At 37.0% G+C, this 15,508-nt stretch carries 15 protein-coding genes; 7 read left to right on the top strand and 8 right to left on the bottom strand.

Annotation, left to right across the window (positions count from 1 at the left end):
- Window positions 1-11: 11 nt before the first annotated feature.
- Complete coding sequence (locus HX109_RS08790) at window positions 12-581, bottom strand: PASTA domain-containing protein (RefSeq protein ID WP_178951191.1); 570 nt, start codon at window positions 579-581, stop codon at window positions 12-14.
- A gap of 148 nt (window positions 582-729) precedes the next feature.
- On the opposite strand from HX109_RS08790, the gene HX109_RS08785 reads away from it, so the two are divergent.
- From HX109_RS08785 to HX109_RS08770, 4 genes are all read left to right on the top strand, one after another.
- Complete coding sequence (locus tag HX109_RS08785) at window positions 730-1,704, top strand: D-alanine--D-alanine ligase (protein ID WP_178951189.1); 975 nt, start codon at window positions 730-732, stop codon at window positions 1,702-1,704.
- Between the two features lie 121 nt (window positions 1,705-1,825).
- The gene (gene coaD, locus HX109_RS08780) at window positions 1,826-2,284 is read left to right on the top strand and encodes a pantetheine-phosphate adenylyltransferase (RefSeq protein WP_178951187.1); all 459 of its coding nucleotides are present in this window, start codon (window positions 1,826-1,828) and stop codon (window positions 2,282-2,284) included.
- Window positions 2,285-2,310: 26 nt separating this feature from the next.
- Entirely contained in the window at window positions 2,311-4,479 is a 2,169-nt protein-coding gene (locus HX109_RS08775) for a PAS domain-containing sensor histidine kinase (RefSeq protein ID WP_178951186.1), read from the top strand.
- Window positions 4,466-4,882, top strand: a complete 417-nt coding sequence (locus HX109_RS08770) for a response regulator (RefSeq protein WP_178951184.1) — start codon at window positions 4,466-4,468, stop codon at window positions 4,880-4,882. Before HX109_RS08775 ends, HX109_RS08770 begins: the two co-directional genes overlap by 14 nt.
- A gap of 358 nt (window positions 4,883-5,240) precedes the next feature.
- Here the strand turns inward: HX109_RS08770 and HX109_RS08765 are convergent, their stop codons facing one another.
- A complete protein-coding gene (locus tag HX109_RS08765; RefSeq protein ID WP_178951182.1) occupies window positions 5,241-6,914 on the bottom strand; it encodes a SulP family inorganic anion transporter in 1,674 nt (557 codons plus the stop codon).
- 167 nt (window positions 6,915-7,081) lie between these two features.
- Between HX109_RS08765 and HX109_RS08760 the strand changes: the two genes are divergently transcribed.
- Entirely contained in the window at window positions 7,082-8,821 is a 1,740-nt protein-coding gene (locus HX109_RS08760; RefSeq protein WP_178951181.1) for a M14 family metallopeptidase, read from the top strand.
- A 30-nt stretch (window positions 8,822-8,851) separates the two neighbouring features.
- Here HX109_RS08760 and HX109_RS08755 read toward each other — a convergent pair whose 3' ends face one another.
- A complete protein-coding gene (locus HX109_RS08755) occupies window positions 8,852-9,433 on the bottom strand; it encodes an NUDIX hydrolase (protein WP_178951179.1) in 582 nt (193 codons plus the stop codon).
- Window positions 9,434-9,440: 7 nt separating this feature from the next.
- Here HX109_RS08755 and pyrE point away from each other — a divergent pair, with 7 nt between their 5' ends.
- Window positions 9,441-10,079, top strand: coding sequence for an orotate phosphoribosyltransferase (gene pyrE / locus HX109_RS08750; RefSeq protein ID WP_178951177.1), 639 nt, complete (start codon window positions 9,441-9,443; stop codon window positions 10,077-10,079).
- A gap of 1 nt (window position 10,080) precedes the next feature.
- A complete protein-coding gene (locus HX109_RS08745) occupies window positions 10,081-10,476 on the top strand; it encodes an SRPBCC family protein (RefSeq protein WP_178951175.1) in 396 nt (131 codons plus the stop codon).
- 88 nt (window positions 10,477-10,564) lie between these two features.
- Here the strand turns inward: HX109_RS08745 and HX109_RS08740 are convergent, their stop codons facing one another.
- The 5 genes from HX109_RS08740 to HX109_RS08720 all read right to left on the bottom strand — a co-directional run bounded on the left by HX109_RS08740 (window position 10,565) and on the right by HX109_RS08720 (window position 15,475).
- Entirely contained in the window at window positions 10,565-12,022 is a 1,458-nt protein-coding gene (locus tag HX109_RS08740) for a DUF389 domain-containing protein (RefSeq protein WP_178954122.1), read from the bottom strand.
- 84 nt (window positions 12,023-12,106) lie between these two features.
- Window positions 12,107-13,177: a mannose-1-phosphate guanylyltransferase gene (locus HX109_RS08735; RefSeq protein WP_178951173.1), complete on the bottom strand. Its 1,071-nt coding sequence runs from the start codon at window positions 13,175-13,177 to the stop codon at window positions 12,107-12,109.
- Window positions 13,178-13,194: 17 nt separating this feature from the next.
- Complete coding sequence (locus HX109_RS08730) at window positions 13,195-13,794, bottom strand: SprT-like domain-containing protein (RefSeq protein WP_178951171.1); 600 nt, start codon at window positions 13,792-13,794, stop codon at window positions 13,195-13,197.
- 9 nt (window positions 13,795-13,803) lie between these two features.
- Window positions 13,804-14,487, bottom strand: a complete 684-nt coding sequence (locus HX109_RS08725; protein WP_178951169.1) for an SDR family NAD(P)-dependent oxidoreductase — start codon at window positions 14,485-14,487, stop codon at window positions 13,804-13,806.
- A gap of 13 nt (window positions 14,488-14,500) precedes the next feature.
- Entirely contained in the window at window positions 14,501-15,475 is a 975-nt protein-coding gene (locus HX109_RS08720; protein WP_178951167.1) for a M28 family metallopeptidase, read from the bottom strand.
- Between the last annotated feature and the right edge of the window lie 33 nt (window positions 15,476-15,508).

The raw sequence follows: 15,508 nt of genomic DNA, 5'->3' as shown, positions 1-15,508 counted from the left end.
AAAATTTCAAATTACTCCACCACTACAGCAGCGTCGTTCCCATTCCCGCACACCAATTCTACCTCGGTAGTTTTTGGTAATTGATGTCCCGGTAAAATATTCTCCCCTTCATAGCGTACATAATACACCATGTCTTTCCCTATTTCATTAATATAAGAAACCTTACCTACATTAAGCCCTACTGCTTTTAGCATAGACTCGGCATTTCTCTTGGTAACCTGTATCACATTGGGCACACTCACTTTTCGGTATCCCGATGGGTTTATGGTTAAATATATTTTTCTACCTTTTTTTACTTCTTTATTTGCCTTTGGATTTTGCTCAATTACCGAAAATCTTGGATAATCCGGATTGTAATTGGTAGAATCCAGTACCACGTAGTTTAAATCGGCTTTTTCTACAATCTCTTCCACTTCCCTCAACGATTTTTTGGATAAATCTGGCACCATCACAAATTCTCCGTGATTAGTGGTTATTTTTAAGTATTGAAGTGCAAGTATTACTAAAATAATTAAGGCTAAAATTGCAAAGCCTATTTGCTTTAAAAAAGTCTTACTGGTTATAAATTTTATAAAATTCATGGTTCTTTATTATTCAGCAAAGATATAAAAACTAGGCACCTAATTTTATTTCTAAGGTTATTTAGCTACAAAGTAATTTATCTCCTTTTTTTAAATGAAATAATTAATACTTTTGGATAACGTTAAATTCCTTTTTATAATATTTAAAATGAAGAAAAATATAGGTGTAGTAATGGGAGGTTATTCCTCTGAATACAAAATTTCGCTAAAAAGCGGAGATGTTGTTTGCCAGCATTTAGATCCTGAGAAATATAACATTTATCGTATTCATATTTTAAAAGACAAATGGGTGCATGTTATGGAAAACGGTACCGAAACACCTATAAATAAAGGGAATTTCACAATAGAAGTTGAAGGAAAAACTATTTCTTTCGATTGTATTTTTAATGCTATTCACGGTACCCCTGGAGAAGATGGATACCTACAGGGTTATTTAGAGCTCTTGGGCATTCCACATACCTCTTGCCCTATGTACCAAGCGGGATTAACCTTTAATAAAAGGGATTGTCTTGCAGCTTTAAAACCTTTCGGTATTAAGTGTGCCACATCTTATTACATAAATAAAGGACAAGCCATAAATGGGGAAGAAATTATAAAAAAAGTAGGGCTGCCTTGTTTTGTAAAAGCCAATAAAGCGGGGTCCAGTTTCGGGATTTCAAAAGTAAATAGCGAAGACCAACTGCTACCGGCCATCGAAAACTCTTTTAAAGAAGATGATGAAATTATAATTGAGTCTTTCTTAGATGGTACCGAAGTTTCTGTAGGTGTTATTACGTACAATGGCGAAGTAACAGTATTGCCGATTACCGAGATTGTTTCTGAAAATGATTTCTTCGATTACGAAGCCAAATACCAAGGAAAATCCCAAGAAATTACGCCGGCAAGAATAAGCGAGGAAATGACCAATAAAGTGACGGAAGTCGCCAAAAAAGTTTATACCACTTTAAAAATGAAAGGCTTTAGCCGCAGTGAATACATTTTTGTAGATGGCGAACCGTATTTATTGGAAGTAAATACCATTCCTGGTATGACCGCCGAAAGCATTCTACCTCAACAGGCTGCCAAAGCAGGCATTTCCCTTAGTGAGCTATTCGACAACGCTATTGAAGAAGCTTTGAAGTAGATCGTATGACTTCTTTATGTAAATCGTACTAAAAATATAACTATTCAGATTAAGAATTCTTCTAAAATCAATTTTGCTATATTTACAACGCTATATTCTAATCTTTGTAAATAAAGTTAAAATGCGAAGAGCTATTTTTCCAGGATCTTTCGATCCTATAACCTTAGGACATTACGATATTATTTCCCGTGGCATAACCCTTTTCGACGAATTGGTTATTGCCATTGGTATCAATGCAGAAAAACAATATATGTTTTCTTTGGACCAACGCAAGAAATTTATCGAAGATGCGTTTAAAAACGAACCGAAAGTAAGAGTAATGACCTACGAGGGTTTAACGGTAGAGTTCTGTAAAAAAATAGATGCACAGTTTATATTACGGGGATTGCGAAATCCGGCCGATTTTGAGTTTGAAAAAGCCATAGCACATACCAACCGCAAGTTGTCGGAAATAGAAACTGTTTTTCTATTGACCTCCTCTGGAAAAAGCTATATTTCTTCCTCAATTGTAAGGGATGTTATTAGAAATAATGGAGATTACACCGGTTTGGTTCCAGAAACAGTACGAGTACTTAAATAAAGCCCAAAAATTTACGTTTTAATTGTATGATTAACCTACATATATTGCAACAAAGCCCCGTCCCAATGGCCTTGTTTGACAAAGATGCGAACCTTAAAATGGCTTCCAGCGCTTGGAAACTATTTTTTGAGGAAGTTTCCACAGAAGTTCCAGAAGGAATTGCGTCGGCTCTTCAGAATAACATTCCAGAAGGTGAAGACTGTTTCAAAACCAAAGGCGATACCCAATGGTATCGATATTTCATACAGCATCAAGAAGAAGAATTCTTAGTTTATGTAAAAGACATTACTTCGGAAAAACAACATAAAAAGGCGGCTGTTTTTCTTTCTGAAGCTACCGAAGTTACCCAACTTGGCACTTGGTTTTTTGATGTGGAAAGGGAATTTTTGGAATGGTCTAATATTACCAAGGACATTTTTCAAGTAGATGAAAGCTTTCAACCAAATATGGAAGTTATGTTTTCCTTTTTCAAAGAAGGTACACACTCCGATTTGGTTATAAACAGCATCAATCGCGCAATTAGCGAAGGGACTAGCTTCGACGTGGAACTGCAAATAACACCTTCAGCAGACATCGAAAAATGGATTCGCTTCCGTGGAAAACCAGAAATCCTTCAGCAAAAAACCGGAAGTATTTACGGTACCATTCAAGATATTAGCGAACAGAAAAATACCGAACTCAAACTAGCACTTAACGAAAAACAGATAAAAAGCACCAAAAGGGCACTTACCCAAAACAAACAAATTTTCACTAGCATTTTTAATTCTACCTTTCAGTTTACGGGCTTTCTCAACATAAAAGGAAGGCTTATAGACGTGAACGAGCCGGCACTAAATTTTGTTGGCCTGCAGGCCGAAGATGTTATTAATAAGCACTTTTGGGATACGCCCTGGTGGAAAGGCAGCCCCAAGGAACAGAAAAAACTAAGAAAGAATTTTAAAAAGGCGGTCAAAGGGGAATTTGTAAGGTACGAGGCAAAAATCCTGGATAAAAACCAACAGGCTGTTTACATCGATTTTTCCCTAAAACCCGTTTTTGATGACCATAACAAGGTAACTTTCTTAATTGCCGAAGGGCGCATTATACAGGAAATGGTAGAGGCGCGTAAAAAACTCAAGGAAAGCGAAAAGTTACACCGTACCCTCTTGGAACTTTCCCCTACGGGACTGGTTTTAAATGATGCTTTGACCGGTGAGTTTTTGGATATGAACAATTCTTTTAAGTCAAGTATAGGATATTCTGACAGGGAACTTTCTAAACTCACACATTTAGATCTAATCCCCACTGTTAATAGAAAAAAAGAGCTTCGCGCATTAAAGGAAGTGCTCAACAGCGGCATGTATGGGCCGTATGAAGGGCATTACGAACATAAAAATGGCGAACTGGTTCCAGCTTTAATTACCCGTATTTTAATAACCAATTCTACCGGCAAAAAACTCATATGGTCGGTAGTACAAGATATTTCCCATATTAAGGAAAAGGAAGCAGAGCTTATGGAAGTAATTAATGTGGCGAGTGAACAGAACAACCGTTTACTAAACTTTGCGCATATTGTATCCCACAACCTGCGGTCGCACGCTTCCAATTTCTCTATGCTTATAGAGCTTTTAGGGGTTGAAGATGATGTCTTTAAAAAAGTGGAGATAATAGAAATGCTTGGTTCGGCCTCCAAAAACATGCTGGAAACCATCTCCAATTTAAATGAGATTATAGCCATTAACACCAACTTGAACATTAAAACCGAAAAAGTAAACCTCAAAGCGGAAGTAGACGAAGCGTTTACCAATATCAGCGAATTAATAAAAAGCACTTTTACGGAGGTTGAAAACAATATTCCAGAAAATATTAACATAAATGTTGTAAAAGCTTACCTAGAAAGCATTTTATTGAATATTTTTACCAATGCTATTAAGTACAAAGCGCCAAAAAGATATCCGAAAATTATAATTAATTGCGAACGGATAAAAGGTTTTACCGTTTTGAGCGTTACAGATAATGGTTTGGGCATCGATTTGGAAAAACATGGCCACAAACTTTTTGGAATGTACAAAACATTTCACGGCAATACCGATGCGCGCGGAATCGGACTTTTTATTACCAAGAACCAAATTGAGGCAATGAAAGGTAAGATTGAAGCGGAAAGCGTATTGGATAAGGGAACAACATTTAAAATATACTTCAATGAAAACTATTAATGCAATTTGTTTAATCGACGATGATCCGATTACGATTTTTAGCGTTAAAAAACTTATTGAAGTTACTCAAATAACTCAAAATGTCATCTCCTTCAACAATGGGATAGAAGCCTTAAAATATTACCGAAATGAAGAGAACGATATCTTTCCAGAGCTTATTTTATTAGATCTAAACATGCCCATTATCGATGGGTGGGAGTTTATAGATAGTTTTAGTAAAATGGAAATAAGTAAAACCACAAGTATCTATATTTTAACCTCCTCCATTAATCCAGAAGATGTAAAAAAGGTAAGCGATTACGACAAAAAGCATGCTTTCTCCATTAAACATCTTATAAAACCGGTAACGAAAGATAAATTGAAATCCTTAGCTTTTCAATTACAACCAGAAGAAGAAAAATAATCTTTCAACAACACACAAAGTTTATAAAGTAGCAGTTAGCCGAACTCGTGCAAAGATTGCTCCAACTTCTGCAAAGCCTTCTCCAAGTCGTACAATGACATCTCCAACCTCTGCAAAGCCTTCTTCAAGTCGTACAATAACATTTCCAACCTCTGCAATAAGATCTCTAAGTCGTGCAATGACTGCTCCTACCTCTGCAATAATCGTTTTAATTGATGCAAAAGCATCTCATATCGATACAATAGCTCCTCTAAGTGGTACAAAATAAAATAAAGAACTAAAATTATGAGCCTCAATAAAACAGCAAATACTGAATACTTGAACCTTTATACTTAATTCTCTTTATACCTCCTACGCTCTACTCTTCTGGTATAAGCTTATATTCTGAAAGTGATTTTGGGAATTCTTCCGGATTTGCCGCTAAATGATATCTAGGATCGTCTACAGCTCCTACGATTACTTCCCTAAACTTTGGAGATGACTTATACAACAAGGCCTTACAATCTTCACTTAAATGTTTTAAACGGATTGTTTTTCCGGCTGCCTCATATTTTTCCACCACATTGAATATTGCTTCAATAGCAGAATGATCGCTCACCCTCGACTCTACAAAATCGATTTCCACATTCTCAGGATCGTTCTTTACATCGAATTTTTCATTGAATGCCGAAATACTTCCGAAGAAAAGAGGTCCCCAGATTTCATATACTTTGGTTCCATCTTCCTTGAAGCGTTTTCTGGCCCGGATTTTCTTGGCATTTTCCCAAGCAAAAACAAGTGCTGAAATAATAACCCCTACAAAAACGGCAATCGCCAAGTCGTAAATAACCGTTACGGCAGAAACCACCACCAACACAAATGCATCGGCTTTTGGTATTTTTCTAATAATCCTGAAACTGGACCACGCAAAGGTTTCAATAACCATCATGATCATTACCCCAACCAGCGCTGCAATAGGAACTTGTTCTATTAATTTGTCTGTAAATAATATGAAGGTTAGTAAAGTAACCGCCATCATAATTCCAGATAAACGGCCACGGCCACCGGCATTTATGTTAATTACCGTTTGCCCTATCATTCCACATCCTCCGGTACCCCCAAAGAGTCCGCTTAACATATTCCCAGCACCTTGCGCCACACATTCGCGGTTCCCGTTCCCACGGGTTTCTGTTAGCTCATCTACCAAGTTCATCGTCATTAACGACTCGATTAAACCAACACAAGCCGCCAAAAATGCATACGGGAGAATAAAACCTAAAGTGTCTAAATTAATGGGTAGATATTGCCATAATTCCGTATTTGGGGTAGGCAACTCTCCTTTAAGGCCAGTTCCACCACCTTCTACAATGTAAGAACCAACGGTACTCACTTCGAGTCCGCCAAAAATAACAATGGCCGAAGTAATTAAAATGGCGGTAAGGGAAGCCGGTATTTTTTTGGTGATTCGCGGCAATAACCAAATGATCCCCATGGTAAGCAATACCAAACCAATCATGGTATACAGTTCGGTACCCTGCATGGGAATATTTATATATTTCTTTACGCCCTCGGCGGTAACTTCCAACTGTTTATGGGTAAACATTTTAACCTGAGCAATAAAAATAACAATCGCCAAACCGTTTACAAAGCCCATCATAACAGGATGCGGAATCAACCTAACAAAACGGCCCAGTTTAAAAACACCCGCTACTATTTGAAAAATACCCATAAGCACTACCGCAGCAAGTAGGTAATAATACCCCATATTTTCTACGGGCACATCGAACATCATCCCTCTTGTGTGTCCTTCAGAAATTAAGGAAACAAAAATTACAGCAACAGCCCCTGCCGCACCAGAAATCAATCCTGGACGACCTCCAAAAATAGCTGTTATAAGACCAATTATAAATGCTCCCGATAATGCCACCAAAGGATCGATCTGTGCCACAAACGCAAAGGCCACCACCTCTGGGATCATAGCCAAAGAAACCGTAATTCCGGCTAAAACATCATCTTTTGCATTGGGAACAATCTTTCTAATAAACTCTGTCATAACTACTTATTTATTCTTGCTAGGCTATTTTTTTAAAAGGCACAAACCTATTTATGAGGCAGTTAACTTTTAAAGGGTGCAAAACTACTCCATTTTTTTCGTTAGACAAATAGAAAGCCTTACTATATTGTTATATTTTTGATGATTGAAATCTAAAAAGTTTGTTTATGAAAAAGATGCTGTTCACCCTTTTAGTCGTTTTAAATTTTATCCACGTAGTGGCTCAAAAACCAGATTTTACTACGGAATTTGAAAAATCCAAAGGAATGGAAACAGCTACCTATAATGAAACCATTGCTTTTTATAAGCGATTGGCCGAAACATACCCGAGCATTAAGGTTTTAAAGCAAGGTGAAACAGACAGTGGGAAACATTTGCATTTGGTGTTATTAAATCCAGATGCTAATTTTAATCTGGAAAACGTTCGGCAAAACAAACTTATTCTTTTTATCAATAACGGCATTCATCCAGGAGAGCCCGACGGTATCGATGCTACCATGATGCTTTATAGGGATATTGCACAAGGAAAAACCGAGATGCCCAAACACACAGTTTTAGCGACAATCCCCATTTACAATATCGGCGGATCGCTAAACCGTAACAGCACCTCAAGAACCAATCAAAATGGACCAGCAGCATACGGTTTTAGGGGTAATGCCAGAAACTACGACCTCAACCGTGATTTCATTAAAAACGATACCAAAAACGCACAATCGTTCGCCAAAATATATCATTATCTCCAACCTGATGTTTTTATAGACAACCACGTAAGTAATGGAGCCGATTATCAATATGTACTTACGCATTTATTTACACAGCACAATAAATTGGGTGGTGCAGCTGGCGCTTATCTTCAAGACCAAATGATGCCAGATATGATTGCTTCCTTAGAAAAGAAAGACTACGATATAACCCCTTATGTAAACGTTTTTAATGAAGTTCCCGAAAAAGGATTTTCACAGTTTTACGATTCCCCACGTTACTCTACAGGATATACCACATTGTGGAATACACTTGGGATGATGGTAGAAACACATATGCTTAAAGACTACTCAAAAAGAGTGTACGGCACTTATGAATTAATGCAAAGCATGATCGATATAATAGAAAAAGACTATAAAAAAATAGCCGAAGTTCGAGAAGCTACCAACCAATATTTTTTAAATGCAGAAATCTACCCAATAGCTTGGGAAGTTGATAAAAGCAATCATTCCACATTAGATTTTAAAGGGTTTGAAGGCGAAAAAGTAACCAGTGAGGTTACAGGCCTTCAGCGGTTAAAATACAACAGAAATAAACCTTTCACCAAGAAAGTTAACTATTTCGATGAGTTTAAACCCACAAAAGCGGTTACAATCCCCGAGGCCTATTTAATTCCAAAAGCATATTCAAGGGTTATAGATCTTTTAAAATTGAATGGAGTGATCTTAACGGAACCACAAAAAGCAGAAGATATTTCTGTACAAGTCTATCATATAGCAGATTTCACTACGGTGGGTGCCCCGTACGAAGGACATTATCTCCATAAAAACACAACCGTGACAGCAAGTAATGAAACTATTGATGTAGATCCAGGGAACTATTATTTAGTGAGCACCAATCAACCCTCCATACGGTATATCCTTGAGACTTTAGAGCCCGAGGCGGCGGATTCTTTTTTTAATTGGAACTTTTTTGATACCATCCTTCAGCAAAAAGAAGGATTTTCCCCATATGTTTGGGAAGACAAAGCATTGGAATTTTTAAATAGCAACCCAGAAATTAAAAAGGAGTTCAAAACCAAAAAAACCAATGATAAGGAGTTTGCGAAAAACTGGTATGCCCAGTTGGATTGGATCCATAAAAAATCTCCCAACTACGAAAAGGCCCATTTGCGATATCCAATCTATCGGATTTTAAAAAAATAGGTTTGAGAGGCTATTTGCCAGAAGCAAAAATTAAAACAGGGTTTTTATGTTTTCGTAAGAGTTCTCCATAAGTTTAGGAACATCCGATTCTGGCCGCCATTCGGCAATTTCAATATTCTCCTTGCATTGAGGCACCAATTCCCCTTTGTATTTACTATGCATTAAATACCAATGAGTCTCTTTGAGTTTATACGTACCGTTTCTTTTAAAAATATGGTAGGTCTTTCTTAGGAAAGATTCAATTTTGAGTTTTTTCACCCCGGTCTCCTCTTCTACCTCTCGAATGGCAGCTTCTTCAATAGATTCACCTTTATCCAATTTCCCTTTTGGCAGGTCCCACTTATTATTTCTGAAGATAAATAAGATTTCCCCTTTTTTATTTTTCACCATTCCGCCAGCCGCAACCACCAAAGGTACTTTCTTAATAAACTTTTTAAGAAGCAACTTTTCGTCTTCGTAATAAATATGGGCACATTTAATTTTACCCTTATTCAATTGATGAACAACATCGTCGATATCAACAGTTTCCATAAGAAACAATTTAAAATCTGTTTCCTTCTCTATTTTGTTGGTTAAAATAATACGATGTTCATTTACAAAAACTTCATACATTTGCATCATGGTTTTAGATAAAGATACCGCCAAAAAGACAGCAGAACTTTTATTGCAAATTAATGCAATAAAGTTGAATCCAAAAAATCCTTTTACATGGGCATCCGGATGGAAATCGCCCATTTACTGCGACAACAGAATTGTACTATCCTTTCCTCCCATAAGAAATTACATTCGGGAGCATATGGCCAAGCAACTCGAAGAGCTCTATGGTAAACCCGATGTTATAGCTGGGGTTGCTACGGGAGCTATCGGGATTGGGATGCTGGTAGCAGAAGTGCTTAGCTTGCCGTTTGTATATGTAAGGCCCGAACCTAAAAAGCATGGTCGAGGAAATCAAATTGAAGGTTTTCTGGACAGCGGCCAGAGTGTAGTTGTGGTAGAAGACCTCATCAGTACAGGGAAAAGCAGCTTAAATGCCGTTAAGGCCCTTAAAGAAGAAGGCGCCGTAGTAAAAGGAATGATTGCAATTTTTTCTTATGGATTTGATGTTTCGGTAGAAAATTTTAAAGAAAATAATGTTTCCCTGTATACATTGAGCAATTACGAATATTTATTGCAACAGGCGGTAGATACCAATTATATTAACGAGAAAGAATTATTAACGCTACAGGATTGGCGTAGAGATCCTGGAAACTGGAAATAAAATGAAAATAGAAACCGAGAAAAAAACGGTAAACAAATCAGCTGAAGAATTGTACAATTTTTTAGGTGATGTAAAAAACTTCGAAAAATTAATGCCTGAGAACATTAGCAAATTTGAAGTTTTAGGTGAAGAAAAATTTCTTTTTGCTTTAAAAGGCATGCCGGAAATAGTTTTAAAAATGAAAGAAAAGCAGCCGCATGACAAAATTGTATTGGGAGCTGCTAGCGACAAACTTCCATTTACCCTTACGGCAGACATCAATAGTCTTGAAGAAAACAAAAGTGAAGCGAAGTTGACTTTTGAAGGGGAATTTAATGCCATGATGGGAATGATGATAAAAGGGCCTATCACCAACTTTATAAACACCCTTACCAACAATATGGACAAGGCGGTTTAAACTTTCAGTTTTAAACACAGCATATAAAAAACGGCTACTTTTTCAAGTAGCCGTTTTTATGTTTGGTGAAAAATCACGAATAGCCCAATTAACCCTGGTCTTTCACTTCTACCTTATCATTTTTCATTCTTACTTTAAGCCATTCATTCAATTTTTCTGTTTGTTTCTTTTTCTGTGCGGAAGAAAGGTTTTTATCCCATTTTACCAAGAAAATCGGAATGGTATCCGTCTTTTTAAAATTCGTGATGATTTCATTTCCGAAACCGAGCTCTTCCACTTCCCCATAATTTATCTTTACCTCTTTCGATATTTCCTCGAAAGGCACTTCGTTATAGGCAAACTTGCTTAAACGTTCAATCTCTTTCTCCAATACCTCAATTTGCTGTTCTTTAGAAGCAATCTCCTGTTTTTTAGACTCGTAAAGCTCACTCACATAATTAAATTTATCTTCCGATTCGCTATTCTCGCCCCCCATGATTATCAGGTTTGCATCTTTAAGCTTAGAATAAGACTGCATCTTGGTTCTCCATGTTTCCTGGATATTTTTTGGGATAGCTTCATCTCCCATAAACACCAATTCTATAAATGGATTTTCGCCTTTATTGTATTCTACCACCGAGTATTTATCCAGTAAAAATCCGCCGCCAGCAAATTGATATGTTTTTACCTCTTCAGTAATAAAATTATTCGCCTGATTTCTAAAATTTGACTCCTGTAAAACATCGTAAAACGTTTTACCAGCTGGGATCATTACCAAAATTGCAAAAATAGAGGCAATCTGTGCGATGCGTTTTCTCCTTTTAGAATTCGCATATTTTACCATAGGAAACTTTAAGATCTTCAAAACGATAAAAGTTGCCAACGCAATAAATATTGTGTTAATGGTAAAGAGGTATAGGGCTCCCAACGCATAGTCGATATTCCCTTTTGCGAGTCCGAAACCAACCGTACACAATGGAGGCATCAACGCCGTAGCAATTGCTACCCCAAAAATAACACTGGCAATAGTTCCCTTTTTCGCTCTGGCAATCACCAAAGCGGTACCACCAAAAAATGCAATTAATACATCCCGAATATCTGGTGCCGTTCTCGCCAGTAGCTCTGAAGACTCATCCCGAAGCGGAAATATTTTAAAGAAAAGAAATGCAGTGATTATACTTAAGATAACCATTACCGCAAAATTCTTGAGCGATCTCCTTAACGTATCGATATCGTTAATAGCTACTGACATTCCAATTCCTAAAATCGGACCCATTAGCGGAGAAATTAACATGGCACCGATAACTACCGCGGTAGAATTGGCGTTAAGCCCAATAGATGCTATGAAGATGGAACATACCAAAATCCAAGATGTATGCCCCTTAAACGGTATATCGTTTATAATACTTTCTTTGGTAGCCTCCTGGTCGGTATTATTTCTAATATCCAACAGTTCCTCAAAAAACTTTTTAAGGCTGCCAAGAAAGCCCGAAAAATCTTTTTTTACCCGTTCCTCACTGGAATTATCCGTAGGGGTTATGTTATCTTGCCCAAGCTCCCCTTTCATTTGGTCTTTGTCGCCATTATCGGTAGGGGAAACATTATCCTGACCTAGCTTATTTTTTTTGTTTTCATCCATTTTAAGTAAGTATTAGTTGCCGTATTTATCTTCTAGTTTTTTAACCAGATCTTTAATTTCTTGCTCTTTCTTTTTGGGGTAAATTAACAGTTTGTCTTTTTCATCAATAACAATATAATTTTTTAAACCACCAATAACCACCGTTTTATTTGCTGAAGTATGAATTACATTTCCTTTGCTATTTTCCAACAAATTTTTGGCATTTACAACCACATTTTTGTTTTCGTCTTTTGGTAATTCATCATAAAGTGCTCCCCAAGTCCCTAAATCATTCCAATCGAAGGATGCCGGTAAAACATATATGTTTTTAGAGGGTTCCATTATGGCATAATCAATGGAGATCTTTTCTGTTTGGGGGTAAGATTCGTCGATAAACTTCTTTTCGCGATCGGTGTTTATATCATCGTATCCTTTATTCAACTGATGAAACATCTGTGACTGAAATTTTTCAAAAGACTTCAAAACACTTTGTACACTCCATATAAATATGCCTGCATTCCAAAGAAAATTACCTTGTTTTATAAACTTCTTGGCTGTTTTATAGTCGGGTTTCTCGCAAAACTGTTCTACTTTTTTTATTTTTTCTGAAGGCTTTTTTTCGTGTTGAATGTACCCGTAACCAGTATTTGGAAAAGTTGGTTTTATTCCCAAGGTCATTAAAACGTCCTCTTTTTCACAGGTATCAAAACTCAATTGAATGTCTTCCACAAAACTGGCCTCATCTTCTATCCAATGATCGCTGGGAGCAACTACCAAAAGGGCATTGGGGTTTTGCTTTTTTATTTTCAAGGAAGCATATAAAATGCACGGTGCGGTATTTCGCATTGCCGGTTCTAAAACCAGCTGTGCCTTTTTTACCTCGGGCAACTGTTCCATAACCAATGTTTCGTATTCTTCATTGGTTAAGATAAATATATTTTCCTTCGGAATTATTTTATTGAGACGTTTGAAGGTTTTTTGAATAAGCGTTTCTCCAGCTCCAAGGATGTCATGAAACTGTTTTGGTAATTTAGCAGTACTTACGGGCCAAAAACGAGACCCGATACCTCCTGCCATTAATATTGCGTAATAATTTTTATTCATTAATCAAAAATCAATCATTAATTGGTAAGTAGCTCCACTTCTGCATTCGGTTGAAAAAGATACACCTTCCCTGAGGCTACTTCTACACATTCATATCTTTTCACCCTCTTGTTTCCTTTTTTAAAGACTTTTCCATTATAGATTCGGAACGTACTTCCCATGGGCAATTCAAATATATAATTTTTATCGTTCTGAGGATCAAATTCTTTAAGTGCTACAGAAAGTCTTGCATCGGTATCGCTGCTCGCTTTAGGGTTTTTAAAATGCCTTGCCAGAATTGGTAGCAAGGACGTTGGAAAAACTTCTGGCCGGATAAAAGGAAGCATTAATTGTTGAAAGGTATGTTTCCATTCTACCCCATGCGGCTTAATGGCCCGGCCATATTTTTTAAAAGCGACCAAATGGGCAATCTCATGTACCAATGTAATTAAAAACCTATATTTATTTAAGTTGGCATTTACAGTAATTTGATGGCTTCCATCTGGCATCGCTCGGTAATCTCCATGTCTAGTGACCCTCTCATTTACAATTTTGAGATGCACTTGGTTCTGCATTATAAGTTCTAAGCACGAACCTACAGCTCTCTCTGGTAAATATTTCACTAAAACAGTATGCATAATTATTGTTTATGGAGTACTATTACTCACTTGCAAGAGTTTACCATTGTAAAATTTATGGGCATTTAAAGAAAATTCGGCTATGTAAGCTGCCATTTCCTGCGGGGTGGTAGGCGCTTTTAAACCAGGGAAGGCCTCTTCCAACATTTCAGTTTGTACGGCACCCAACGCCAATACATTAAAAGAAGGACCCGTTTCTTTATATTCTTCGGCCAACAATTCGGTAAGGGTAATTACGGCTCCTTTGGAAGAGCTGTAAGCCGATAGACCAGGGAATTTCATACTTCCCTGTACACCCCCCATACTGCTTACGGTTACCACATGCCCCTCTTTAGGCATTAACGGTGCAACTATTTGTGTTAAAGCAGCAACACCAAAAACATTTACTTTATATACCTCTTCAAAATCTTTCATGGAAATTTCAGAAAATGGCTTATTCACTAGCAAACCCGCATTGTTAATAAGCACATCTACCTTTTGCCCTCTACTATTTAAAAAATCCTTTACTTTATTTAGATCCCCTTCTTTATAAATATCACAATCGAAAGCGGTTACATTTTGGAGGTTTAAACTGTTAATTGGATTTGAATTTCTTGAAAGCGCCAAAACAGTATGCCCTTTTTCAGAAAGTAATTTAACCAATTCAAAACCTATTCCCCTACTTGTTCCTGTGATTACAATATTTTTTGCCATGCTGGATTTAAGTTTATAGACTATTCATTTTAATTTCTTTTTCTGAAGTGTTTGCCATTTCCTCTAACACGGGAGTCATTTTATTGATTACGTTTGCCATGTGTTCAAAATCCATCTCACTTTTCTCGTCATCCACATGATGGTAATAATCGTAATTAGTAAAATCGAACGTACAAATAGTTTGGGCAGGCACTTTAAACTCTTCATAGAAAGGATAGTTATCCGATCGCTTAAAAAGATTGTACTCCCCAGCTTTGGGTAAAAAACCAACAATCTCTTCCCCTGCATAGTCATTCATTTTTTTTGCCATATTGCTCTCCTTGTAGCCTGTAAGATAGGTTAGGGTCTCCCTTTGCATAGGCACTCCTATCATTTCAAAATTTACCATGGCATACAAATTAAAGTTTTCTTCCTTTAATTTTTTTGCCAAATGTCTCGAACCCAAAAGCCCTTTCTCTTCTGCGGAAAAAAGCACGAAAAGCATACTGCGTTTATTTGTTTTCTTAGTTCCAAAATACTTTGCAAATTCAATTACCGCCGTTGTACCCGAAGCATTATCGTTCGCTCCATTGGCTATGGTATCGTCTCCTACAGGCTTACCCGAACCAATATGGTCGTAATGAGCCCCAATTACTACAAATTCATTTTTTAGAGAAGGATCATTGCCCTCTACCATCCCCACAATGTTGTAAGTAGGCCCCTCAAAGTTGGTAAGCGTATCGTTGTAGGTTTCAAAATATGGCTTCACTCCATTTTGCTGAAAGATGTTCTCGATATAGGAGGCCGCGGCATTAATTCCTTCAGAACCAGCTTCCCTTCCCTTCAATTCATCGGAAGCTAAAAACGATAAGTTTTTCTTTACTTCGGAAGCAGTTACTACCGAATTTACAGCGGTTGATATTTCATTTTTTGGAGTATCTGCTACCGGTGTAGATGTAGATTTACAAGCAATGGCAAGCAGTGATAAAACGAATAAAAATTTTTTCATTTAATTAAATTATAAAATTTGATTGCATTTAAA

The sequence above is a fragment of the Galbibacter sp. BG1 genome (genome assembly GCF_013391805.1).
In the GTDB taxonomy this organism is placed as follows: domain Bacteria; phylum Bacteroidota; class Bacteroidia; order Flavobacteriales; family Flavobacteriaceae; genus Galbibacter.
This window is presented reverse-complemented; position numbering and strand designations above follow the sequence as displayed.

Excerpts from the sequence above, each read along its gene's own strand:
- HX109_RS08790 (WP_178951191.1), bottom strand. The coding sequence starts at position 581 with ATGAATTTTATAAAATTTATAACCAGTAAGACTTTTTTAAAGCAAATA.
- HX109_RS08785 (WP_178951189.1), top strand. The coding sequence starts at position 730 with ATGAAGAAAAATATAGGTGTAGTAATGGGAGGTTATTCCTCTGAATAC.
- coaD (WP_178951187.1), top strand. The coding sequence starts at position 1,826 with ATGCGAAGAGCTATTTTTCCAGGATCTTTCGATCCTATAACCTTAGGA.
- HX109_RS08775 (WP_178951186.1), top strand. The coding sequence starts at position 2,311 with ATGATTAACCTACATATATTGCAACAAAGCCCCGTCCCAATGGCCTTG.
- HX109_RS08770 (WP_178951184.1), top strand. The coding sequence starts at position 4,466 with ATGAAAACTATTAATGCAATTTGTTTAATCGACGATGATCCGATTACG.
- HX109_RS08765 (WP_178951182.1), bottom strand. The coding sequence starts at position 6,914 with ATGACAGAGTTTATTAGAAAGATTGTTCCCAATGCAAAAGATGATGTT.
- HX109_RS08760 (WP_178951181.1), top strand. The coding sequence starts at position 7,082 with ATGAAAAAGATGCTGTTCACCCTTTTAGTCGTTTTAAATTTTATCCAC.
- HX109_RS08755 (WP_178951179.1), bottom strand. The coding sequence starts at position 9,433 with ATGTATGAAGTTTTTGTAAATGAACATCGTATTATTTTAACCAACAAA.
- pyrE (WP_178951177.1), top strand. The coding sequence starts at position 9,441 with ATGGTTTTAGATAAAGATACCGCCAAAAAGACAGCAGAACTTTTATTG.
- HX109_RS08745 (WP_178951175.1), top strand. The coding sequence starts at position 10,081 with ATGAAAATAGAAACCGAGAAAAAAACGGTAAACAAATCAGCTGAAGAA.
- HX109_RS08740 (WP_178954122.1), bottom strand. The coding sequence starts at position 12,022 with ATGAAAGGGGAGCTTGGGCAAGATAACATAACCCCTACGGATAATTCC.
- HX109_RS08735 (WP_178951173.1), bottom strand. The coding sequence starts at position 13,177 with ATGAATAAAAATTATTACGCAATATTAATGGCAGGAGGTATCGGGTCT.
- HX109_RS08730 (WP_178951171.1), bottom strand. The coding sequence starts at position 13,794 with ATGCATACTGTTTTAGTGAAATATTTACCAGAGAGAGCTGTAGGTTCG.
- HX109_RS08725 (WP_178951169.1), bottom strand. The coding sequence starts at position 14,487 with ATGGCAAAAAATATTGTAATCACAGGAACAAGTAGGGGAATAGGTTTT.
- HX109_RS08720 (WP_178951167.1), bottom strand. The coding sequence starts at position 15,475 with ATGAAAAAATTTTTATTCGTTTTATCACTGCTTGCCATTGCTTGTAAA.